Origin of the sequence: Mycolicibacterium sarraceniae, assembly GCF_010731875.1 — a bacterium.
Classification (GTDB): Bacteria; Actinomycetota; Actinomycetes; order Mycobacteriales; family Mycobacteriaceae; genus Mycobacterium; species Mycobacterium sarraceniae.
This window is the reverse complement of sequence record NZ_AP022595.1, coordinates 3,193,615-3,216,029: the sequence shown is the minus strand read 5'-3', so window position 1 is coordinate 3,216,029 and position 22,415 is coordinate 3,193,615. Positions and strand designations below refer to the sequence as shown.

The following is a 22,415-nucleotide window of genomic DNA, read 5'->3' as shown; positions in this document are numbered from 1 at the left end:
TGGGCCTGTATGCGGCTACGGCCGTCGATCGAAGCGGCCGGGCTCGCCCCCAATGCTGTGGGGCCCGGCAGCCACTACCGAAGACCGCCCGCGCAGGGAAGCTTCGCTATGACGCGCAGGAACGGGACACGCGGATATGCATGAACCGCACCCGATGTTCGAGCCGGAAAACGGCTCACAACGGCCCCTATGTTACACGGCGGGTCATACCGCTCAGCGGCGCAGACCCAGGCGCTCGATCAAAGAGCGGTAGCGCGCGACATCGAGGTCAGCGACGTACTTGAGCAGCCGGCGGCGGCGGCCGACCAGCAGAAGCAGCCCGCGACGGGAGTGGTGATCGTGCTTGTGCTGCTTGAGATGCTCGGTGAGGTCCGAGATGCGCTTGGTCAACAGCGCCACCTGCGCCTCCGGCGAACCGGTGTCGGTCTCGTGCAGACCGTAAGAGCCCAGGATATCTTTTTTCTGCTCGGCGGTCAGCGCCACGAAACATCTCCATCAATCGGTGCCGCGTACAAGAAAATGTGCGTGACCACCGCGGACTGCAGTACACGCCAGGATGGCCACTTTAGCAGCGGGTACGCCGGGATCCGAAATCGCGGAAGGTCGGCCTCTTGATATCTGCAACCACTTGGTTGTGCGTTAGGCGAGTGATCGTCGACCAGGAGGACCGGGCCGACGCCCTGTTCCACGCGCTCGCCGACCGGACCCGGCGCGACATCGTGCGCCGGGCGCTGGCCGGCGAGCACTCGGTTTCGGCACTGGCGGGTAAGTACGACATGAGCTTCGCGGCAGTACCGAAGCACGTCGTCGTTCTGGAAAAAGCCGGCCTGATCACCAAGCGACGCAGCGCCCGTGGCGCGCATCTGGCAGGTCCACGCTGACCCGCGTCAGCTGGAGAAGGTGTGGGGGCCGCCGTCGACGAACCGACGAGCTTCGCCTTCCTCGACGGCTTCGCCGACGCGGACCTGAACCCGAATCCCGATATGCCGATCTCGCAGAACACCTTCACTTTCACCGAGCACGATGGCGGCGCCCGCGCGGTCTACGTGAGCACGTTCGCGTCCGCCGACGGTCGTCACCAGGTACTGGATATGGGTGTGGTTGAGGGCTCGACGTCTGCGAGCGACCAGATCGACGACCTGATCGCGTCCTGACTAGTCCTGCGCCGACAGGATCGTGCGGGCATTCTCGGTGTCCTTGCCCATCGCCTCGACCAGGTCATGCACCGAGTCGAACTTGAGCTGGCCGCGCAACCGGGCGACGAAGTCCACCGCGACGTGCTGGCCGTAGAGATCGGCAACGGTGTCCAAGACGAAGGCCTCCACCGTGCGGGTACGCCCAGAGAACGTCGGATTGGTGCCCACCGAGACCGCGGCCTGATAGCGCTCCCCCGGCGTCACCGAGCCGGTGACCGGCCCGTGGCCCAGCACCGTGAACCATGCGGCGTAGACACCGTCGGCCGGAATCGCGGAGTACATCGGCGGTGCGAGGTTGGCGGTCGGGAAACCCAGCACCCGGCCACGTCCGTCGCCGCGCACCACCACACCTTCGACACGGTGCGGACGGCCCAGCGCCTCGGCGGCCGTCACGACATCACCGGCGTCGACGCAGGAGCGAATGTAGGTCGACGAGAACGTGACCGTCTCGCTCTGGTGGTGTTCGGCAACCAGCGACATGCTCTCGACGGCGAAGCCGAATCGGTCCCCGGCCTTGCGCAGGGCCGCAACGTTGCCGGCCGCTTTCTTGCCGAACGTGAAGTTCTCGCCGACGATCACCTCGACCACGTGCAGCCGTTCCACCAGCAGTTCGTGGATGTAGCGGTCCGGGGTGAGCTTCATGAAATCGGTGGTGAAGGGCACGACGAGGAAGACATCGATACCCAGTTCCTCGGCCAATTCGGCACGTCGGGCCAGCGTCGTCAGCTGCGCGGGATGGTTGCCGGGGAAGACGACTTCCATCGGATGCGGGTCGAAGGTCATCAGCACCGCCGGCACACCGCGGGTCCGGCCGGCCTTCACCGCGCGGGCGATCAGCTCGGCGTGACCACGATGCACTCCGTCGAAGACGCCGATGGTCACCACACATCGGCCCCAGTCCGAGGGGATCTCGTCCTGTCCGCGCCACCGCTCCACGAGGGCAAGCCTACGGCGCGCTGGCATGGCCGGGCACGCCAGATCCCCAGATCAGGTGATGATTGCCTAAACTTTTGGGTGTGAGTCCTGACGGCAGTACCAACCCCGCGGCACACGACCTGACGACGGTCGCCCAGGACTACCTCAAAACCATCTGGAGCGCCCAGGAGTGGTCGCAGGACAAGGTCAGCACCAAGCTGCTGGCTGAGCGCATCGGGGTATCGGCCAGCACCGCCTCGGAGTCGATCCGAAGGCTCGCCGATCAAGGTCTGGTGGACCACGAGAAGTACGGCGCGGTCACACTCACCGAACGGGGCCGGCAGGCCGCGCTGGCAGTGGTCCGCCGGCACCGCCTGCTGGAGACTTTCTTGATGCGCGAACTCGGCTACAGCTGGGACGAGGTGCACGACGAGGCCGAGATCCTCGAACACGCGATCAGCGACATGATGCTCGCTCGTATCGACGCCAAGCTGGGTCACCCGACGCGTGACCCGCATGGTGACCCCATCCCGTCGGCCGAGGGCCTGGTGCCCACTCCGCCGGCCCGCCAGCTATCGGCCTGCGTCGACGGCGAACTCGGCACGGTGGCACGGATTTCCGACGCCGACCCCGAGATGCTGCGCTATTTCGACACCGTCGGCATAAGCCTCGACTCCCGCCTGCGCGTGCTCGCTCGGCGCGACTTCGCTGGTGTGATCTCTGTGTCGGTGGAGTCGTCCGACGGTGCAGCAAACACCGTTGATCTGGGCAGCCCTGCGGCCCAGGCGATCTGGGTTGTCGGCTGAATCAGCCGCCTGGCAAACATCGCCTTCGGAGCGCGGAAATCGCCTGCTCACCGCCATAATTCCGTAAGACCTCTCATCCACGGGAGGGACGGGGCGGATGGCGTGGTTTCCTGTCGACCCCATGTCTGTGACGGCGGGCTGGGTTAGCGAAATCCTGGGCGCCGACGTTCGACAGTGCCGACCCTGGACGAGCGGGCCCGTCGGACGGTGCGCGAGCCCTTGGAGTTCTACCTCAGCGAGGTGTGCTCGCCGGAACCTTCGAGGCCGCCTGGCCCCGCTTTCTGGACAGAATCAGCGCTGACCTCTCCCCCGAAATACGGGGATTCGGTGAACGATTCCCGTCCCTGGTGCCGTGGTACCTCGACCAGCAGATCTCTTTGAACTCGATGACCGCCGAGGCTGGAGCGGCAACCTATTGACGAGCAAGACCGCCCTACGCGGCGTCGTGGAGCGAATGCTCCAGCAGTTCAGTGGGTTCGAGCACCGCATTATGGCGGTGCGTGGCGAGAACGTCGCGTTGACCTGGAGCCGGTGGTCAGACGTCAGCGGGAATCAGGCAGCCTGTTATCACACCTACGAACTCGACGACGACGGACACCTGGCGCGTAACGACCGCTCGGCTGATGATCTGCGCGCCAGCCTCGAACAGCTTTACGGTATGGTCGCCGCGGTTCGGTCATGGTTCCCTGCCCTCAGGTGGCTGTCGCCGACCTTGTTGGTCGCTCGACTCGACCGCGAGGGAACCGGCCCCGACGGAGAAAGGTACTCCTGGGTGCGGATCCTGGTCATCAGTTATCGGGACGGACTCCTCGCCTCGATCGGCGAATTTGATGCCGACGACGACGCCGCCGCGTTCGCCTACGCGAGCGAAATGCCCTGACCTAGAGCGTCGCGGGGCGGATCACCACAACGGATTTGGTCCGCCCACCCTTGTCCTCGAGCAGCGCGACCACCCGCCCGTCGGGATCGGTTGCGGCATAGACCCCGTCGACTCCCGCCGCGGTCAGCGACCGGCCGTGGCTGGCGTCCTCGGCTTCATCCGAGCTGATGTCGCGACGAGCGAAACCCAGCAGGCACGCCTCGTCGAGGGAGTAACTCAGCTGCGGGCGTTCGGCGAGTTCGTCCAGTGACCGGGCGTGGTCGAGCCCGTAGCCACCGACCCGAGTCCGCCGCAACGCGGTCAGGTGTCCCCCGACGCCGAGCGCCTCGCCGAGATCACGTGCCAGGGCCCGAACATAGGTGCCCGACGAGCAGTCGACCTCGACATTCACGTCAACGAACAGTCCTTCGCGCAAGATGCCGTTCACCTCGAACCGGTCGATGCGGACCGCGCGCTCGGCCAGCTGCACATCCTGGCCTTCGCGTACCAACTGGTAGGCCCGCTTGCCGCCGATCTTGACGGCGCTGACCGCCGATGGCCGCTGCGCGATCTCACCGCGCAGGTTCGAAATCCCGGCCTGAATGTGTTCATCGGTCACGTACTCAGCGGAGACATCCTGCAGCACTTCACCTTCGGCGTCATCGGTGGTGGTAGACCGTCCCAGCCGGATGGTCGCGACATAGGACTTGGTCGTGGCCGTCAGCAGGCCGAGGATCTTGGTGGCCCTTTCGATGCCGACGACAAGCACGCCGGTAGCCATCGGGTCCAGCGTGCCGGCGTGGCCGACCTTGCGGGTACCGAAGATCCGTCGGCAGCGGCCGACCACATCATGGCTCGTCATGCCGCCAGGCTTATCCACGACGACAATCCCGGGCAAGGGACTGAGCGCGCTCACAGCACGATGGCCGTCAAAGCCAGTCCACCACCCACCGACCACCGGCCGGCCAGCTCGTTCAGCGGCGGGCCGGAGCGGGCGGCCGGGTCGATCAGGACCCGCGACACAAATGTCCCGGCGAGCCCGGAGGAGTCGACGCCGAAGGTGATGTGGGCATCTTCGAAACCCAGCCAGCGCTGCGTCAGCGGAAACCACGCCTTGTACGTCGCTTCCTTGGCGCAGAACAGGATCCGGTCCCAATGCAGACCATCTGGCAGGCCGGATATCTCATCGCGTTCGGCGGGCAGGCTGATCGCGTTGAGCACACCGTCGGGCAGCGCGCCGTGCGGCTCGGCGTCAATACCCACCGAACGGACGCTCGCACTGCGCCCGACCGCCGCGCCGCGATAACCCTGCGTGTGGGTGAGGCTGCCCACCACGCCGTCGGGCCAGCACGGTTCGCCCTTGTCGCCCTTGAGGATCGGCACCGGCGGCAGCCCCAGTTGCTGCAACGCCAGGCGGGCGCAGTGCCGTACCGTGACGAACTCGTTGCGCCGCTTGTCCACCGACTTCGCGATCAGCGACTCTTCCTCGGGCAACGGGGTCAGGCCCGGTAGATCCTCGAACATCTCGGCGTACACCAGGTCGGTGATGTGTGGCAGTACCGCTGCCATGAGTTCGCTCATTCGCGTCGGCTGCGCAGACGCTCGCGCATTTTCTCCGACTGCTCCTTCATCTCCTGCGTGATGACGAAGTGTCCACCGAAGTCGTTCAGGTAGCCGGGCGCATACTGCGGGTCCGGCAGAATCTGACGCAGCCATCGATAAGGCTTGCGGCGCCGCCACTCTCGTGGATAGCCCACCGAGACCTCCTCGAACCGGACGCTGTCATACCAGGTGGTTCGCGGAATATGCAGATGCCCGTAGACCGAGCAGACCGCGTTATAGCGAGTGTGCCAGTCAGCGGTCTCCACCGTTCCGCACCACAGCGAGAACTCCGGGAAGAACAGCACATCGCACGGTTCGCGCCGTAGCGGGAAGTGGTTCACCAACACCGTCGGTGTCATCCAGTCGAGTTGGTCGAGCCGGGCTCTGGTGTGCGCCAGCCGATCCCGGCACCACGCATCGCGGGTAGCGTAGGGCTCACTGGACAAGAGGAATTCATCGGTCGCGACGATGTTGCGATCTCGGGCGATCGCCAAGCCCTCGGCTTTGGTGGTCGCTCCTGCGGGCAGGAATGTGTAGTCGTACAGCAGGAACATCGGCACGATGGTCGCGGGCCCACCCTGTTCGGTCCATACCGGAAAGGGATGTTCGGGAGTGACGATGCCCATCTCGTCGCACATGTTGACCAGGTAGTCGTAGCGGGCGCGGCCGAACACCTGGGCCGGGTCTTTGCCAGTAGTCCACAGCTCGTGATTGCCCGGCACCCAGATCACCGTGGCGAAGCGCCGGCGCAGCAGATCCAGCGACCAGCGGATGTCGTCGGTGCGCTCGGCGACATCGCCGGCGACGATCAGCCAGTCGTCCGGCGAGGAGGGATACAGCGATTCGGTAACCGGTTTATTGCCGGTGTGACCTGTATGCAGGTCACTGATCGCCCAGAGCGTGGGTGCCACAACTCGCCAGACTACTTGCGCGCCGCCGGTTAGGCTTCCTACGGTCGGGTCTGACCGCAGAGAGGCAGAGACATGGTCGCCGCAGTGCGCCTGTCTGAGCGCGCTCTGTCCCGGTTCTTTCGGATTGCGGTGCCGACCACCGACTACACCATCCATCGCAGCCTCGGCATCCCGATGCGCGATGGTGCCATCCTGCGCGCCACGCACTACGCGCCCGCCGTCGACACCCCGCTGGGCACGATCCTGGTCCGCGGCCCGTATGGCCGGTCCTTTCCGTTCTCACTGGTCTACGCGCGGTTGTACGCCGCGCGCGGCTATCACGTACTGCTGCAGAGCGTGCGCGGCACGTTCGGATCTGGCGGCGACTTCGTGCCGATGGTTCACGAAGCCGACGACGCCGCCGACACGGTGGTGTGGCTGCGCCGGCAGCCGTGGTTCACCGCAACATTCGCCACCATCGGCCTGTCCTACCTGGGCTTCACCCAATGGGCGTTGCTCTGCGATCCCCCGCCCGAACTGGCCGCCGCGGTCATCACCGTCGGCCCGCACGATTTATACGCCTCGTCGTGGGGCACCGGCTCATTCTCACTGAACGACTTCCTGGGCTGGTCGGACTCGATCGCTCACCAGGAGGAGGCGATCGCACGACGGCTGGCGTTCCAAACTCGTGATGCACGGCGGCTGGACCAGGCCATGCACGGGCTTCCGCTGGGCAGCGCGGGCCGCGATCTGCTGGGCACTCAGTCACGCTGGTACGAGTCGTGGATCCAGCACCCGCGCAGCGATGACCCGTTTTGGGCGGATATGCGCATGACCTCCGCACTCGACCGAAGCGACGTGCCGGTACTGCTGATCACCGGCTGGCAGGACCTGTTCCTCGACCAGACCCTGCTGCAATACCGCCACCTGCGCGACCGGGGCGTCGAGGTCGCGATGACGGTCGGGCCCTGGGCCCATGGCGATATGGTCACCAAGGCAGCGGGGATCGCCGCCGGGGAGACACTTGACTGGCTCGGCGCCCACTTGGCCGGTGTCCCCGCCCCAACGAGACGCAGCCCGGTACGGACGCACGTCGGCCGGCACGGCTGGATCGACCTAACGGATTGGCCCCCGGCGACCGGCGAGGGTGTGCTGTACCTGCAGCCGGCGGGCCGACTGGCCGCATCGGCGCCGCCCGCTGATGCGATGCCGTCCAGCTTCCGCTACGACCCCGCCGACCCGACACCGACGGTGGGTGGCCGGTTCTTGGCCCGTAACAGCGGCTATCGGGACGACTCCGCTCTGGCCCGGCGGGCCGACGTGCTGAGCTTCACCAGCGGGCCGCTGGACGCCGACCTGTACGTGTTCGGCAACCCGGTCGTCGAACTGGCCCACGAATCCGACATCGACCATGTCGACCTGTTCGTACGGGTCAGCGAGGTGGACGCCCGCGGACGCTCGCAGAATGTCAGCGACGGCTACCGCCGGTTGAGTGCGCCGGCGCAGGGCCCGATTAGCATCGAACTCGACGCCATCGCGTACCGCTTTCGTGCCGGCACCCAGATCCGGGTGCTCGTTGCCGGCGGATCACATCCCCGATTCGCCCGCAATCTCGGCACCGGCGAGCCGGCGCTCACCGGGCAGCGGATGGTGCCGGCAGTGCACACCGTGCACCACGGCGCCGGCGGAGTGTCCAGGCTGCTGCTGCCCGCTTCGGGCCGACTGCCATCACCCGACGGCAGCGCAGACCCGGCCGGCGATCTCGTCTAACGCTGAGGCATCGTGCACTGGTGGCCCCAGGTCGGCCGTCGCGGGCAGCTGTACCCAGCTGGTGCAGCCGCGGTACTGCGGTTCACGGTTCAGCCGGATCGGCGCGATCAGCGGGGCGGCCGCAACCACCAGTACGGTCAGCCGGTGGCGCGGCCGGAAATCCAGCCGGTCGGCCTGCACCGACTCGGCGGTCCAGATGTGCAGATCTTGTATCCCATACAGCCCGTCGGAGTTCGATACCGCAATGGCGGCAACAACTTTCGCCGCGCCCCGGATCACCACATGCTCGTCGGCGCTGTCGGCTGCGGCGTCGGCGAGCAGGTCGCGATGCTCCGGACGCACCCGCTCGGCGTGGCTGTGCGCGACCGTCGGGAACAACAGAAATTCCTCGGCGGCAACGGAGAACCGTCTCTCGTGGACACCGCCCTTGCGCAGCAGCACGGTCTGCCTGCCGGCGAGCAGCGCATGCACCGCCGCGCTCCACTCTTTGAGCGCAGCGGTCATGTCGTCAGAGGCGCGCGCACCTCGGGCCGGCGCAGCGATGGAATGGTTTTCGGCGGTCTCCGCCGGCTCCAGGCCGCGCAACTCAGTGATGTTTCGGCACATAGCTTCCAGCATGCCCGGCTGTCGAGCCGAGTTCACAGGGGCCTACACCGGATTGATATCCAGCACCCATCTCACTCACACGTTCCGGCCCTAGCCTGGCGGGCATGTCTGCCGGACTCGCGCCGGCCCGGCCGAACAAACGGGCACTGGGGCGGCCGCGCGGTTCGAACACCGACGCACGCCGCGAGATGATCATCTGCGCAGCCGTACGGGTGTTCGCCTACCGCGGATACGACGCCGCCACCTTGCAGGACGTCGCGGATCTCGTCGATATCACCCGCCCCGCGGTGCACCACTACTTCCCGGGCAAGGCGCCGCTCTACCGAGCCGCCCTGGACCGGGCCTACGACATGGTCGTGCCGCCGATGGCCGAACACCCGTTGGATAGGTTCACCGCCCCGCCACACGGCGACTTGCGCTTGGCGTGCGCACTGCTGGGCACGTCGCTGGCGCAAACGCATCGGATCGCCGACATCGCGCCCCGGATCAGCAGTGTCTCCGCAGACCTGCGCCGGCTGTGCGAGGAGGCGGTGGGCGCCGACGAAAACCGGGCCGAGCTGCTCGTCGCCGTGATCGTCGGGCGCTGGGTGCTGACCGCCGCCGAACTCACCTGGTTGGACGTCGTGGCCGGTGCGGATCCGTTGTGAGCGGGCCGGCGGCACTCTGGGGTGGTTAGCGGCCCCATTACGGTGTCCCTATGACCGCCGACGACATCCTCCTCATCGACACCACCGACCGGATCCGGACGGTGACGCTGAATCGGCCAGGTGCCCGCAATGCGCTCTCGAGCGCGCTGCGCAGCCGATTCTTCGGTGCGCTGCGCGAGGCCGAAGCCGACGAGACCGTCGACGTCGTCATCGTCACCGGGGCCGACCCGGTGTTCTGCGCGGGCCTCGACCTGAAGGAATTGGGCGATACCACCGAACTTCCCGACATCTCGCCGAAGTGGCCGCCGATGACCAAGCCCGTCATCGGGGCGATCAACGGCGCCGCGGTCACCGGCGGGTTGGAACTGGCTCTCTACTGCGACATCCTGATCGCCTCTGAGAACGCGCGCTTCGCCGACACCCACGCTCGGGTCGGGCTGTTGCCGACCTGGGGCCTGAGTGTGCGGCTGCCGCAGAAGGTCGGCGTCGGAATGGCCCGTCGGATGAGCCTGACCGGTGACTACCTGTCCGCGCAGGATGCGCTGCGGGCCGGCCTGGTCACCGAGGTCGTCGCGCACGAGGAGCTGTTACCGGCAGCCCGCGCGGTGGCCACATCGATCGTCGGGAACACCCAGAAGGCTGTGCGCGCGCTGCTGGGCTCCTATCACCGCATCGACTCCGACCAGACCGACTCCGGGCTGTGGATCGAGGCCATGTCGGCCCGCGCCTGGATGGCCCAGACCTCCGGGGATGACATTGCCGCCAGCCGCGCTTCGGTGATCGAGCGCGGCCGCTCGCAGGTGAACTAGTCTCGGGTCACACGGCTTTCGCGCTGCTGATGAGGCTTTGCCACTTCGCCAGCGTGCCGGCATCCTTGGCGATGATGTTGCCGATCTGCAGTTGGCTCAGCCTCACCCCCGCCAAGGTGTAGCTGCTGTTGTTGCCGACGATCGTGATGACCGTCGACCCGGACGTGTCCGAAACGTCGAATTCTTTCGCCTGCATCCAGACGAAGTCCAGGATGTCTTTGGCGGGGTCGAACGTCAGGACCGGGTTGGCTCCCCAGGCCCAGCCGATGGTCGTCGAAATGCCGCCGCTAACTGGGGTTCCGCCGCCACCAGCGTTGGTGTAGTCGACGATGTTGATCGTGCCGTAGTCGTTGAAGACATGGCTGAACGAGCCAACCGGATCACTCAAACCCGAAGCGCTGGTAGTGGATTGGCCAAGGGTACCGGGGGTGTCGCGAAGAACCTGCCACATCGACAGCATGCCGATGCCCTTGGTGCGGGCGAAATCCTCGAGAGCCTGCGCGTCGGCGACGGTGAACACCTCGGAGCGGACGTCGTTGACGCCGAGCATCGGGGTGACACCGATCTGACTCCAGCTGAATGTCTTTGATCGTGCGGCGTACAGCGCCGAGACCTGGGCGTAGGTGGATTCGGCGGCGTCGATCGCGTAGGCGCCCATCGTCTTCGCGCCCGGTCCGCTGGTGGGCGCGGCGGATTCGCCGTAGTCCATCGCCATCACATTGACGCCGGCCAGGTTGACCCCGGCCGCCAGGGCGGTATCCACGACATTGACACCGTCGGCGGTCAGCCCGGTCGGCAAGACCGGCAGGGTGTACCAGATCTGCACCTCGGGCTTGGTCTTCTGCAGCAGCGCCAGCGCTTGAGCATTCAGAGTGACCGAGGCCGGGTCGGCCACCGCGGCCCCCTCGATATCGAAGTCGAGGCGGGTGACGCCGTAGGTGTCCACGACGGCGGCGTAGGCGTTGGCCAATTCCTGGGCGCTGCGACCTTTAGAGGCGTAGTACTGCGCGAGGCTGGTGCCGGCTTGGCCGCCGAACGAGATCATCACATCACCGCCGGCCGACTTGAAATCGGCGATCGACTTATTGATCGCGATTGCCTGCTCGTTGGTCGAATGTGGTTCCAGCGCAGCCAATCCCGCCCAAGCGAGGTTGCCGTTCACGTCGGCCTGCATGAAGCCCAACGTCACCAGGGAAGTGCCGAAGGTCTTGGACAGCGCCAACAGATTCGGCACCGGGTATGCGCCCATGTCGATGTAGGGCGCGAAGAAACTCTTGCCCCACTGGGCGGTTCCGCCGGGCGTCGTCGCGGTGTCGTCATTGACGATCGTGCCGGCCGCCGACGCCGTGGCGATGGTGGCCCCGGTCGGATTGGACAGCGTGACCGTGAGGGTCTCGTTCGGTTCGACGGTCGTGTCACCGGTGACGCTGATGGTGATCACCTGCGACACCGCACCCGGCGCGAACGTCACCGTGCCGGTGGCGGCGGTGTAGTCCTGGCCGGCGGTCGCCGAACCGTTGGAGGTCGTGTAGGTGAGGGTGATCGTCGTCGTCGACGGCTTGGACAGGGTCACGGTGAACGGCAGGGCGGTCGTTCCACTGTCGCCCTCGGGCACTGTGTCACCGGCGATCGACACCGTCGGCAGTTTTACCTCGGTGGCATCGTCGTTGGTGATGGTGCCGGTGGCGGTGGTCCGGCCGAGGGTGGCGCCGGACGGGCTGGACAGCACGACGGTGAAGGTTTCGTCCGGCTCGACCGTGGCGTCACCAAGCACGCCGACGTTGATCACCTGCGAGACCACCCCGGGGGCGAATGTCACCGTGCCCGTGCTCGCCGTGTAGTCCTGGCCGGCCGTCGCGGTACCGTCTGCCGTCGTGTAACTCACCGTCACCGTCTTGGTGCTCGCCTTGGACAGTGTCACGGTGAAGGCGGCGGAGTTCGTGCCGGCGTTGCCTTCGACCAAGGTGGTGTCGGTGATCGAGACGCTGGGATTGGCGGTCGGCGGGCGCAGGAAGGAATCGATCTCACGGCGGATCAGGGCCAGCACGCCAGTCAGCAATTGCACTGGCGACGCCGGCAAGCCTTTGATCCCGAACAAGGACAGGAACCGCGAGACGATATCGCCCGGACTGAGCGCGGCGGTCGCAGTCTGGCGAGCGATCAGCGCCTTCGGCGCCGCTGAGGCGGTCTGCTTCGGGGCGGATGCGACCGAAAGTGGCTCTCTATCAGCCGATTCGGCTGTCACGGCCGTGGCAGTGGGGCGGACCGGCTCGCTCGAATCCGGGGCCGTGGCGGGTGCGGAATTCACGGCCACCGGCACCGGGGCGGCGACCCGGGCTGCCGCGGCCGCCCGTGACGGCGATGGCGTACGAGCGGGCTTGCTGGGCGCGGCGCCCGTGGTGCGGGCTGCCTCCTGCGCAGGGCGCCGCGACGCGCCCACCGGGGACTTCGACGGCTTCGACGGCTGTGCGGACGAGCCGCCGTCGGTCGTGTCAGCTACCGCGATACCGGGGCTGCCAGCTACCGCCAGTCCGAGGCTCATCGCAAACGCAGCCGAACCCATACGTAACCCAAATGCTGTCGAGCTCATGGTGCCCCCGGCCCTAGACGATCTGTCAGCAACGTTCAGTATTAACGCACAAATGGGGCTCACAGAGCCAACTCAGCAAAAATTCAGTTTGCTTCAGGCAATACCCGGCACCAGCCAACGCCCCGAGAACGCCCGCCAGCCGACGAACACCAGCCGCAGCACCATGAACGTGCTCAGGCCCGACCAGATGCCGAACAAGCCCCAGTCGTACGCCAGCGACAGCCAGATCAGCGGCAGGAAGCCGACCAGCGCGCTGGCCAACGTCGCGGTGCGCATGAACGCGGCGTCGCCGGCGCCCAGCAGCACACCGTCGAGGGCGAACACGATCCCGGCGATCGGCAATTGCGCCACCATGAACCACCACGGCACCCCGATCGCGGCGAGCACCGAGCGATCGTCGGTGAACAACGACGGCAGCACCGAAGCGCCGACCGCCACTGCGCAAGCCAATGCCGCGGCGGCGATCGCCGAGAACGCCGTCACCCGCCACGCCACCGACTTCGCATGCGCGGTCCGGCCCGCGCCGAGTGCGGCGCCGACCAGCGACTGTGCGGCAATCGCGAGCGAATCCAGCACCAGCGCAAGGAAATTCCACAACTGCAGCACCACCTGGTGGGCGGCAACAGCGGCCGCCCCGAACCGTGCGGCCACCGCCGCCGCCGAGACGAAACAGGCCTGGAACGCCAGCGTGCGCAGCACCAGATCGCGGCCCATCACCACCTGAGCCCGCAACACCGAGGTGTCCAGCCGCAGCGGAACCTTCTCAGCCAGCAGCGCGCGGCAGAACAGCACGGCGGCCAGCCATTGGCCCACCAGGTTGGCGATCGCCGAGCCGGCCAACTCCAGCCGCGGCATGCCCAGCCAGCCGTACACCAGCACCGGGCACAACACCGCCGAGACGCCGAAGCCGACCAGCACGTAGCGCAGTGGTCGCATGGTGTCCTGTACGCCGCGCATCCAGCCGTTGCCAGCGGCCGAGACAAGAATGGCCGGCACCCCGAAGATGGCGATGCGTACCCACGGCATCGCAGCCGTGGCGATGTCACCCCCGCCGGACGTGCTGCCCACGATCGCCGAGACCAGCGGGACGGCACTGAGGTGCACCGCGGTCACAATCACCGCACCGATTGCCAGCGCCAGCCAGGTGGCTTGCACTCCCTCGCCCACCGCGGCAACCCGGTTGCCACCACCGTAGAAGCGCGCCGAGCGCGCCGTCGTGCCGTAGGACAGGAACGTCAGCTGCGCACTCACCACCGACAGGATCAGCCCGCCGATCGCCAGGCCCGCCAGGCTCAGTGCCCCGAGACGCCCGACGACCGCCAGATCGAACAGCAGATAGACCGGCTCGGCGGCCAGCACACCCAATGCGGGAAAGGCCAGTGCGGCGATCCGCCGGCCCGTCACGGCGGCGTCTGGCCCGTCAGTCAAGAGCGGCGGTCAGCTGCTTCACGACGTCGTCGATCGGTCCGGACACGGAGTAGCCCGCAGCCAGCGTGTGCCCGCCGCCGCCGAAACCACTGGCGACCTTGGCCAGGTCGTAGCTCTTGGCCCGCATCGACACCGACCAGTGCAACGGCTCGATCTCTTTGAAGACCGCAGCGACCTCGGCTTCGTGGGTGGTACGCACAATGTCGACAATGCTCTCGACCTCTTCAGACCGGTTCTCCATCCAGTCCTCGTGGGCCACCACCGCATAGACCAGCCCGCGCCCGTTGGCCGCCTCAGGCACCAACTGGGCACTGGACAGCACCCGAGCGAGCAGGGGCAGCCAGACAAACGGATGGGTGTCGAACAGTTCCCGGCTGATCGCGGCGTTGTCCACGCCGAGCTCCACCAGCCGCGCCGCCAACCGCAGTGCCCGCGGCGACGCCCACCGGAACGAACCGGTGTCGATGGTCAACCCGGCGTACAAGCAGGTGGCAACATCCCGATCGATCGTCTTGCCCCACGCGTCCAACAGTTCGGCGACCACCATGGTTGTCGAATCCGCCCGTGCGTCAACAAGATTGGTGCTGCCGAACAGGGTATTCGACTTGTGGTGGTCAATGACCAACACCTCGCGCCCGCGCGGAGTCAGCTCAGCGAGCGCGCCAAGGCGGTCGACACTCGGGGCATCGACGGTGACCACCAGATCGGCGTCGCGGCGCATGTCGCCGGGCGCGACCAACAGGTGGCCGCCCGGCAGCATGTGCAACGACTCCGGCAGGTTCGACGGCGTCGCGAAACTGACCTGCACATCGACACCGTCGCGCTCGAGGATCAAAGCGAGCGCCAGCCCGGCGCCGATGCTGTCGGCGTCGGGGTGCACATGGCAGATCACGCTGACCGACTCGGCGCCGCGCAAAATCTCAACGGCGCCGTGTGAATCCACCCGCCTGCCGAGGCGGGTGATTTCAGTCGTCGAATCGATCGCGGTCACCGGCGTCCTGGTCGTCCTGCGTAGAAGTTCCCTCTTCTCCTACCACACGGTACGGCTGCGCGTCTCCCGCAGGAGTGGCTCCGGCCCGAATCCGCGCGACATCGGCGTCAGCGGCACGCGCCTTGGCGAGCAGCTCCTCCATCTTCTGCGCGGTGTCGGGCACCTTGTCCAGAACGAAGGACAAGGTCGGCGTGAACCGCACGCCGGTGCCGGCTCCGACCTTCGTGCGCAGCGTGCCCTTGGCCCGTTCCAGTGCCGCAGCCGCGCCGGCATAGTCCGGCTCCTCATCGAGGGTGTTACCGCGCACCGTGTAGTACACGGTGGCGTCGTGAAGGTCACCGGTCACCTTGGTGTCGGTGACCGTCACGAACGCCAGCGGCGGATCCTTGATCTCGAACTCGATCGCCGAGGCCACGATCGTGGCGATGCGTTTGGAGAGCCTTCGGGCCCTGCCTACATCAACCACTAGACCCGCTCCTTCTCCACAAGCTCGTAGGTCTCGATGACGTCGCCTTCCTTGATGTCGGAGTACGTCAGCGTCAGACCGCATTCGTAACCCTCGCGCACCTCGGTGGCATCATCCTTCTCCCGCTTGAGCGAGGAGACGGTGAGGTTTTCGGCGACGACGATGTTGTCACGCAGCAACCGCGCCTTGGCGTTGCGCCGCATGATGCCGGACTGCACAAGGCAACCGGCGATGTTGCCGATTTTCGACGACCGGAAGATCGCCCGGATCTCGGCACGGCCGAGTTCCTTCTCCTCGTAGACCGGCTTAAGCATGCCCTTGAGCGCGCTCTGGATCTCGTCGATGGCCTGGTAGATCACCGAGTAGTACCGGATGTCGACACCCTCGCGGTTGGCCAGCTCGGTGGCCTTGCCCTCGGAACGCACGTTGAAGCCGATGATGATGGCATTCGACGCCGACGCCAGGTTGACGTTGGTCTCGGTGACACCACCGACACCGCGGTCGATGACGCGCAATTCGACCTCGTCGCCGATCTCGATACCCAGCAGGGCCTCCTCCAGCGCCTCGACGGTGCCGGAGTTGTCGCCCTTGAGGATCAGGTTCAGCTGCGCGGTTTCCTTCAGCGCGGCATCCAGATCGTCCAGGCTGATGCGCTTGCGGCTGCGTGCGGCCAGCGCATTGCGCTTGCGCGCACTGCGACGGTCGGCGATCTGACGGGCAATGCGGTCCTCGTCGACGACGAGCAGGTTGTCACCCGCGCCGGGCACCGACGTGAAGCCGATGACCTGGACGGGCCGCGAGGGCAGCGCCTCGTGGATGTCCTCGCCGTGCTCATCGACCATGCGGCGCACCCGTCCGTAGGCGTCGCCGGCCACGATCGAGTCGCCAACCCGCAGCGTGCCGCGCGCGATGAGCACGGTCGCAACGGGGCCACGGCCACGGTCCAGGTGCGCTTCGATCGCCACGCCCTGGGCTTCCATCTCGGGGTTGGCCCGCAGATCCAGCGAGGCATCGGCGGTCAACAGCACCGCTTCTTCCAGCGCCTGGATATTGGTGCCGTTCTTGGCCGAGATGTCGACGAACATCGTGTCGCCGCCGAATTCCTCGGCCACCAAGTTGTACTCGGTGAGCTGCGCCCGGATCTTGCCCGGGTCCGCGCCCTCCTTGTCGATCTTGTTGACCGCCACCACGATCGGCACATCGGCCGCCTGTGCGTGGTTGATGGCTTCCACCGTCTGCGGCATCACACCGTCGTCGGCGGCGACCACCAGGATCGCGATATCGGTGGCCTTCGCACCACGGGCACGCATGGCGGTGAACGCCTCGTGACCGGGGGTGTCGATGAAGGTGATGAGGCGCTCGACGCCGTCATGCTCGACGGCGACCTGGTAGGCACCGATGTGCTGGGTGATGCCACCGGCCTCGCCCTCGCGAACTGTGGCGTTGCGGATCGTGTCCAGCAGGCGAGTCTTGCCGTGGTCGACGTGACCCATGACGGTGACCACCGGTGGGCGGACCTCCAGGTCGTCCTCGTCGCCCTCGTCCTCGCCGTAGGTGAGGTCGAACGATTCCAGCAGCTCGCGGTCCTCGTCCTCCGGCGATACGACCTGCACGACGTAGTTCATCTCGCCGCCGAGCAGCTCGAGGGTCTCGTCACCCACAGACTGGGTGGCGGTCACCATCTCGCCGAGGTTGAACAGCGCCTGGACTAGTGCGGCCGGGTTCGCGTCGATCTTCTCGGCGAAATCCGACAGCGACGCACCGCGGGCCAACCGGATAGTTTCGCCGCTGCCGTGCGGCAACCGCACGCCACCGACGACCGGGGCCTGCATGCTCTCGTACTCGGCGCGTTTTGCGCGCTTCGACTTACGGCCACGGCGCGGGGCACCGCCGGGACGACCGAACGCACCGGCCGCGCCACCGCGCTGACCGGGACGGCCGCCGCCGCCACCGGGACCGCCGCCACCGGGACGGCCTCTGAAGCCGCCGGCAGCCGCGCCGCCACCGGTGCCGCCTGCACCACCGGGAGCGCCGGGGCGGTAATTACCCCCGCCACCACCGCCACCGGGACGGCCGCCACCACCGGTGCCGCCGGGCCGAGGCCCGCCACCCGGACGTGGAGCTCCCGGACGACCGGGCGCACCGGGACGGGCGCCGGGCGGACGTGGAGGCATGTTGCCGGGCGTGGCACCGCCGGGACGCGGACCGCCACCGGGGCGCGGGGCGCCAGGGCCGGGCCGCGGGCCGCCGGGGCCAGCGGGAGCGCCGGGGCCTTGCGGACGCGGCACCGGGCGCTCGACCGGCTGAGCTGAGGAGAACGGGTTATTACCGACTCGCGGCGGGCGGGGCATGCCCGGCTTCGGCGCGGCGGGTCCGGGACGCGGGCCCGGGGTCGGAGCCGGTCCGGGACGCGACGGCAGCGGCGCGGACGCCGCGGGAGCAGGCGGGGCTGCCGGCGCAGGCGGAGGCGGCGGCGGCGGCGCTGCCGGGGCGGGGGCCGCCGGCTTGGGGGCCGCGGGCACCGGCGGCGCAGCCGCGACAGCACTGCCGGGGGCTGGCGCCGGCTTCGGCGCACCGTTTCCGGCGGCACCGGCCGGTGTGGGTTTAGCTGGCGCCTTATCGGGCTTGCCGCCGCCGAACGATTCGCGCAAGCGGCGCGCAACCGGAGCTTCCACCGTCGACGAGGCGGATTTGACGAATTCGCCCTGATCGCTCAGACGGGCGAGAACTTCCTTGCTGGTAACACCGAGTTCCTTAGCCAACTCGTGTACGCGGGCCTTACCTGCCACTACATCTCCTACTCAAGAGGCGACAGCGGTGGTAGGCCGCGCCTCGGGTTTAGCTTTGACGCATGGTCATCGTCGGAACTTCACGGTGTGCTCATGTTCTTCGCTGCCTGTTCTCTTACCGGGCTGGCCGAGCCGGTCAGTGCCTGTTGGGCCCTGATCTCCTCGACCACCTCGGAGGTGTCCGGTGAACCGGTGATGCGCAACGCTCGGCCGAAAGCTCGCCGCCGAATCGCTGCCTCAAGGCACCGATCAGTGGGATGCAGCCAGGCACCCCTGCCCGGGAGGTTACCGGCTTGGTCAACGGTTACGGCGCGTTCGCCGTTCCCGTTCGACATCGCCACCACTCGGAGCAGATCGACGGCCAACTCTCGCTTCCGGCACCCGACACATGTCCGCACCGGTCCTTCGGTGCGGCGATGCGGTCTCTCGGGGATCGGAGTCTCGCGCTGGATCACGACGTAGTCTACCGTCATCGCCGCGCCGCCCAGAACCACCCTTCGCGGGCCGAATTCGAGCTGTGCCCCACGGTCGGCCGCCTCCGGTGGTCGGCCCACCTTGTCCTGATACGGCGAGTACTCGTCTCGTCCGACGACACCTGAGTACCGGGCCGGCATCGCCGCGACCCGGACACCCAGCCGCATCGCCTGGTCCAGGTTGATGTAGGTCCCGGCCCCCTGCCGTCCAGTACTGACGATTCCGCCTCCGAACGAGCGCAGCGCCTTGTTGAGGAGACACAGCTGGTCGGGGAAGGCATCGAAGTTCGCGTAGGCGTCGACAGCCACTTCGGAGCCGAGGAAAAATGCGCCCGGACGCCGGTGTCATGGGTGTAGAGCCACTGAAATCCGCGCCAACTGGCCGGGCAGTCACGGACCTGCACCACGCCGACGGTGAGGTCGCGCCGGACGACCGGTGGAGATGATCCTGTTGCACGAGACGCTGACGTCCCCGCCAGGACCCGCCACGGTGACCGAGATGCGGCCGTCAAATCGTCGCCGGATTTAGAAGCGACCACCGATGGCCGTTCTGTGCGTGAAAAGGCTTGCCGCCGAGCGGATAACGACCGTCAACACATGCCTGCACTGACAAGACACTACAGTGCCGAAGTTGTGTCTAAATGCCGAAATCGATGAGCCAATTGCCGCAAACAACACCAGCCCGACGCCGCCCACGGAACGGCACAGAAAACTTCGCTCGCGCGACACGCAAATGAAATTTATGCATTTCATGCTGCGCAAGGCGGCGAGCTAGAAATCTGCTCAAACGTCTACGCCCCGGACTCCGCGCCTTCCGGTGCCGCGGCATCGCTGCGAATGTCGATGCGCCAGCCGGTCAGCCTGGCGGCCAGCCGGGCATTCTGCCCTTCCTTGCCGATCGCCAAAGACAGCTGGAAATCGGGCACGACCACCCGCGCCGCGCGCGCGCCCGCGTCGATAACTGACACTGAGACCACCTTTGCCGGCGATAGGGCGTTGGCAACGAAGCGAGCGGGATCGTCGTCAAAGTCGATGATGTCGATCTTCTCGCCGGATAGCTCGCTCATCACATTGCGCACCCGTTGACCCATCGGTCCGATACAGGCGCCCTTGGCATTGAGCCCCGGCACCCGCGATACGACGGCGATCTTCGACCGGTGCCCGGCCTCGCGGGCCACTGCCACGATCTCCACCGTCCCGTCGGCGATCTCGGGCACCTCCAGTGAGAACAGCTTGCGGACCAGATTGGGGTGCGTGCGCGAGAGCGTGATCAACGGCTCGCGCGCGCCGCGACTGACCCCGACGACATAGCAGCGCAGCCGATCACCATGGTCATAGCTTTCACCGGGCACCTGCTCGGCGGACGGGATGACGCCCTCGGCGCCTTTTGTCTCACTGCCGAGCCGCACGACGACCAGCCCGCGGGCGTTGGCGCGGGCGTCCCGCTGGATGACACCGGCGACGATGTCGCCTTCCCGCGCCGAGAACTCGCCATAGCTGCGCTCGTTTTCGGCGTCACGGAAGCGCTGCAGCATGACCTGACGGGCCGTTGTCGCCGCGACGCGGCCGAATCCCTCTGGGGTGTCGTCCCATTCGCTGATCAGGTTGCCGTCTTCGTCGGTCTCACGGGCCATCACCTGCACGAAGCCGCTCTTACGGTCGATCTCGATGCGCGCATCGGGCTGGTGACCCTCGGTGTGCCGATAGGCGGTCAATAGGGCCGACTTGATGGTGTCGAGCAACTCGTCAACTGAAATGCCTCGATCGATCTCGATCGCATGCAGGGCGGTCATATCGATATTCACGCTCCGGCCTCCCTTCCTGATGCTCCGGCCAGCTCTAGCTCGCGCGGCTTTGGTGGTGAAAACTCAACCTGGACAACGGCTTTGACAATCTCGGTAAGCGGGATCCGGCGCACAGCCCAATCGTGGCGATCCCGGACCACCAGATCGACCGCGCCGTCGGCCACCGGGCCCAGCCGGCCGGTGACAGTGGTTCCGTCCGCGAGCTCGGCGTCGACCAAGCGGGCGTGCGCGCGACGGAAATGCTTCTCGGTGGTCAGCGGCCGCTCCACCCCTGGTGAGGTGACTTCCAGGGTGTAGGCATCGTCGCTGTCGAGGCCGTCCAGCAGGGCCGACGCGGACCGGGACAGCTCGGCCACGGTCTGCAGATCCAGGGGGTTGTCGCCGTCGGCGATCACGGTGATACGCGGCGGTCGGGTGCGGGCGTCGATCAGAACGTCTTCGATTTCATATCCGGCGCGCAGGAACTCACCAGCGAGTAGCTCGATCACCTGCTTCTGGGTTGGTAGCCCCGTAGAACGGCCAGCCACGGCGAGCTCCTCATCTTGAGTTGTCCTGTATCTGCCTCGAATCGCAGGGCTCCCCACAAAGGATCGCAGCGAGCCAGCCCTCAACGATACGCCAGCGCACGCCACCGCAATGGCAGGATGTTGGCGTGCAGAGCCCAGACCGCAGGCCATTCGGCGGCATCACCCGGCGACGGGTTCTTCTCGAAGGCGCCCGCGGGCTGGCATTGTTCGCGCTGCTCGGCGTGGCCAGCACCGCGTGCGGAACGAAACCGCCGCCCGAACCCGATCCGCTGGAGCAGCAGGCCGAGCTCGCCCGCCACGACAGTGCGCTAGCCGCGGCGGCGGCGAAGGCAGCACCACCGGCCCTGGTGCCCGCGCTGACCGAGGTGGCTGCCGAACGTGGGCGCCACGCCACCGCGCTGGCCGAAGAGATCGCCCGGGTCGCCGGCAAACCCACAACGAGCACGTCACCGACCACCACCTCATCTGCCGCGGCACCACTACCACCGCCCGCGGTGGCCGACGTCGTCACCGCGTTGCGCAGTTCGGCCGACAGCGCCACCAAACTGGCGCCCACCCTGTCCGGTTACCGGGCCGGGCTACTCGGTTCGATCGCGGCGTCCTGCGTCACCGCGTACACCGTGGCGCTGCCGCCAGGAAAGGCCGAGCAATGACGTCACCGCAGCCCACGCCGTCGACTTCACCGGACCCCGATCGTCCGTCGGATGCTGCTGCGGCAGCACTATTCGATGCCGTGGCCGCTGAGCACGCCGCGATCTACGGCTACGGCATCGTGTCGGCGCACAGCTCCCCCGATGAGAACGACCTGGTGTCGGCGGAGTTGGCCGAGCACCGTGAGCGCCGGGAGGCGGCGATCGCGATGCTGACCGGCCGTGCGGCCAAGGCGCCGCTGCCTGCCGCGGGCTATCAGCTGCCGATTCCGGTCGACAACCCCAGTGACGCGGCCAGCCTCGCGGTGCGTATGGAGAACGACTGCGCGGTGGCCTGGCGGGCGGCGCTCGAACATGCCAGTTCCGACCAGGACCGCGAGTTCGCGGTCACCGCGCTCACCGAAGCGGCGGTCGCCGCAGCACGCTGGAAGCAAGTCCAAGGCATCGAGCCGGTGACGGTCGCGTTCCCGGGCGGCACCGAGTAACTACAGTGTCGGGCCGCAGTACCTACTGCCGAAGTTGCGTCCGATCGCCGCGGCATCGCGCTCGCCCGTCGCGACGGTCACGGGAGCGCATTCGGCCAGACACCCGGGTCG

The 22,415-nt window shown here is 67.2% G+C and carries 22 protein-coding genes and 3 pseudogenes; 10 read left to right on the top strand and 15 right to left on the bottom strand.

Annotated features, from left to right (window positions below; genetic code table 11):
• Window positions 1–213: 213 nt before the first annotated feature.
• A complete protein-coding gene (rpsO, locus tag G6N13_RS15990; protein WP_163698523.1) occupies window positions 214–483 on the bottom strand; it encodes a 30S ribosomal protein S15 in 270 nt (89 codons plus the stop codon).
• A 164-nt stretch (window positions 484–647) separates the two neighbouring features.
• On the opposite strand from rpsO, the pseudogene G6N13_RS15985 reads away from it, so the two are divergent.
• Window positions 648–854, top strand: a pseudogene (locus G6N13_RS15985) (ArsR/SmtB family transcription factor); the annotation flags it as partial.
• A pseudogene (locus G6N13_RS15980) lies at window positions 844–1,154 on the top strand (SRPBCC family protein); the annotation flags it as partial. The pseudogenes G6N13_RS15985 and G6N13_RS15980, both read left to right, overlap by 11 nt.
• Here the strand turns inward: G6N13_RS15980 and G6N13_RS15975 are convergent.
• Entirely contained in the window at window positions 1,155–2,132 is a 978-nt protein-coding gene (locus tag G6N13_RS15975) for a bifunctional riboflavin kinase/FAD synthetase (protein WP_179964994.1), read from the bottom strand. It abuts the pseudogene before it with no gap.
• Between the two features lie 80 nt (window positions 2,133–2,212).
• Between G6N13_RS15975 and mntR the strand changes: the two genes are divergently transcribed.
• The 3 genes from mntR (at window position 2,213) to G6N13_RS15960 (ending at window position 3,797) form a co-directional block, all read left to right on the top strand.
• Window positions 2,213–2,917 carry a manganese-binding transcriptional regulator MntR gene (gene mntR / locus G6N13_RS15970; RefSeq protein WP_163698519.1) on the top strand — a complete coding sequence of 235 codons (705 nt, stop codon included), beginning with the start codon at window positions 2,213–2,215 and terminating at the stop codon, window positions 2,915–2,917.
• Window positions 2,918–3,159: 242 nt separating this feature from the next.
• The gene (locus tag G6N13_RS15965; RefSeq protein ID WP_163698518.1) at window positions 3,160–3,336 is read left to right on the top strand and encodes a hypothetical protein; all 177 of its coding nucleotides are present in this window, start codon (window positions 3,160–3,162) and stop codon (window positions 3,334–3,336) included.
• Window positions 3,333–3,797 (top strand): hypothetical protein, encoded by a 465-nt coding sequence (locus G6N13_RS15960; RefSeq protein ID WP_163698515.1) that lies wholly within the window; start codon window positions 3,333–3,335, stop codon window positions 3,795–3,797. Before G6N13_RS15965 ends, G6N13_RS15960 begins: the two co-directional genes overlap by 4 nt.
• Before the next feature lies 1 nt (window position 3,798).
• On the opposite strand, the gene truB is transcribed toward G6N13_RS15960, so the two are convergent.
• The 3 genes from truB to G6N13_RS15945 are packed head-to-tail and all read right to left on the bottom strand — an operon-like array spanning window position 3,799 to window position 6,289.
• The gene (truB, locus tag G6N13_RS15955; RefSeq protein ID WP_163698513.1) at window positions 3,799–4,638 is read right to left on the bottom strand and encodes a tRNA pseudouridine(55) synthase TruB; all 840 of its coding nucleotides are present in this window, start codon (window positions 4,636–4,638) and stop codon (window positions 3,799–3,801) included.
• Window positions 4,639–4,688: 50 nt separating this feature from the next.
• Window positions 4,689–5,357, bottom strand: a complete 669-nt coding sequence (pptT, locus tag G6N13_RS15950; RefSeq protein ID WP_163698511.1) for a 4'-phosphopantetheinyl transferase PptT — start codon at window positions 5,355–5,357, stop codon at window positions 4,689–4,691.
• A complete protein-coding gene (locus G6N13_RS15945; protein WP_163698508.1) occupies window positions 5,354–6,289 on the bottom strand; it encodes an ACP phosphodiesterase PptH in 936 nt (311 codons plus the stop codon). The genes pptT and G6N13_RS15945 overlap by 4 nt, the downstream gene beginning before the upstream one ends.
• Window positions 6,290–6,361: 72 nt before the next feature.
• On the opposite strand from G6N13_RS15945, the gene G6N13_RS15940 reads away from it, so the two are divergent.
• The gene (locus G6N13_RS15940; protein ID WP_163698505.1) at window positions 6,362–8,038 is read left to right on the top strand and encodes a CocE/NonD family hydrolase; all 1,677 of its coding nucleotides are present in this window, start codon (window positions 6,362–6,364) and stop codon (window positions 8,036–8,038) included.
• Here the strand turns inward: G6N13_RS15940 and G6N13_RS15935 are convergent.
• Window positions 7,997–8,542: a DUF1802 family protein gene (locus tag G6N13_RS15935; RefSeq protein WP_163702191.1), complete on the bottom strand. Its 546-nt coding sequence runs from the start codon at window positions 8,540–8,542 to the stop codon at window positions 7,997–7,999. The two genes, G6N13_RS15940 and G6N13_RS15935, sit on opposite strands and share 42 nt — an antisense overlap.
• 21 nt (window positions 8,543–8,563) lie before the next feature.
• Window positions 8,564–8,644 (bottom strand): annotated as a pseudogene (locus tag G6N13_RS15930) (DUF2277 family protein); the annotation flags it as partial.
• 104 nt (window positions 8,645–8,748) lie between these two features.
• On the opposite strand from G6N13_RS15930, the gene G6N13_RS15925 reads away from it, so the two are divergent.
• Both G6N13_RS15925 and G6N13_RS15920 read left to right on the top strand, forming a co-directional pair.
• Window positions 8,749–9,291 carry a TetR/AcrR family transcriptional regulator gene (locus tag G6N13_RS15925; RefSeq protein ID WP_163698503.1) on the top strand — a complete coding sequence of 181 codons (543 nt, stop codon included), beginning with the start codon at window positions 8,749–8,751 and terminating at the stop codon, window positions 9,289–9,291.
• A 50-nt stretch (window positions 9,292–9,341) separates the two neighbouring features.
• Window positions 9,342–10,100 carry an enoyl-CoA hydratase gene (locus G6N13_RS15920; protein ID WP_163698501.1) on the top strand — a complete coding sequence of 253 codons (759 nt, stop codon included), beginning with the start codon at window positions 9,342–9,344 and terminating at the stop codon, window positions 10,098–10,100.
• Window positions 10,101–10,107: 7 nt separating this feature from the next.
• Here the strand turns inward: G6N13_RS15920 and G6N13_RS15915 are convergent, their stop codons facing one another.
• The 8 genes from G6N13_RS15915 to rimP all read right to left on the bottom strand — a co-directional run bounded on the left by G6N13_RS15915 (window position 10,108) and on the right by rimP (window position 21,169).
• Window positions 10,108–12,642, bottom strand: coding sequence for a Calx-beta domain-containing protein (locus tag G6N13_RS15915; protein ID WP_235677782.1), 2,535 nt, complete (start codon window positions 12,640–12,642; stop codon window positions 10,108–10,110).
• 141 nt (window positions 12,643–12,783) lie between these two features.
• Entirely contained in the window at window positions 12,784–14,118 is a 1,335-nt protein-coding gene (locus tag G6N13_RS15910) for an MATE family efflux transporter (RefSeq protein WP_163698497.1), read from the bottom strand.
• Complete coding sequence (locus G6N13_RS15905) at window positions 14,111–15,109, bottom strand: DHH family phosphoesterase (RefSeq protein ID WP_163698495.1); 999 nt, start codon at window positions 15,107–15,109, stop codon at window positions 14,111–14,113. Before G6N13_RS15905 ends, G6N13_RS15910 begins: the two co-directional genes overlap by 8 nt.
• Entirely contained in the window at window positions 15,084–15,575 is a 492-nt protein-coding gene (gene rbfA / locus G6N13_RS15900) for a 30S ribosome-binding factor RbfA (RefSeq protein ID WP_163698493.1), read from the bottom strand. Before rbfA ends, G6N13_RS15905 begins: the two co-directional genes overlap by 26 nt.
• Window positions 15,575–18,364, bottom strand: a complete 2,790-nt coding sequence (gene infB / locus G6N13_RS15895; RefSeq protein WP_163698491.1) for a translation initiation factor IF-2 — start codon at window positions 18,362–18,364, stop codon at window positions 15,575–15,577. The genes rbfA and infB overlap by 1 nt, the downstream gene beginning before the upstream one ends.
• An 80-nt stretch (window positions 18,365–18,444) precedes the next feature.
• Window positions 18,445–19,146 carry a YlxR family protein gene (locus G6N13_RS25200; RefSeq protein WP_235677781.1) on the bottom strand — a complete coding sequence of 234 codons (702 nt, stop codon included), beginning with the start codon at window positions 19,144–19,146 and terminating at the stop codon, window positions 18,445–18,447.
• Between the two features lie 482 nt (window positions 19,147–19,628).
• Window positions 19,629–20,642, bottom strand: coding sequence for a transcription termination factor NusA (gene nusA, locus G6N13_RS15885; protein ID WP_163698489.1), 1,014 nt, complete (start codon window positions 20,640–20,642; stop codon window positions 19,629–19,631).
• Window positions 20,639–21,169: a ribosome maturation factor RimP gene (rimP, locus tag G6N13_RS15880; RefSeq protein ID WP_235677780.1), complete on the bottom strand. Its 531-nt coding sequence runs from the start codon at window positions 21,167–21,169 to the stop codon at window positions 20,639–20,641. The genes nusA and rimP overlap by 4 nt, the downstream gene beginning before the upstream one ends.
• Before the next feature lie 125 nt (window positions 21,170–21,294).
• On the opposite strand from rimP, the gene G6N13_RS15875 reads away from it, so the two are divergent.
• Entirely contained in the window at window positions 21,295–21,822 is a 528-nt protein-coding gene (locus G6N13_RS15875) for a hypothetical protein (RefSeq protein ID WP_235677779.1), read from the top strand.
• Window positions 21,819–22,304: a ferritin-like domain-containing protein gene (locus G6N13_RS15870; RefSeq protein ID WP_163698486.1), complete on the top strand. Its 486-nt coding sequence runs from the start codon at window positions 21,819–21,821 to the stop codon at window positions 22,302–22,304. The genes G6N13_RS15875 and G6N13_RS15870 overlap by 4 nt, the downstream gene beginning before the upstream one ends.
• The last annotated feature ends 111 nt before the right edge of the window (window positions 22,305–22,415 follow it).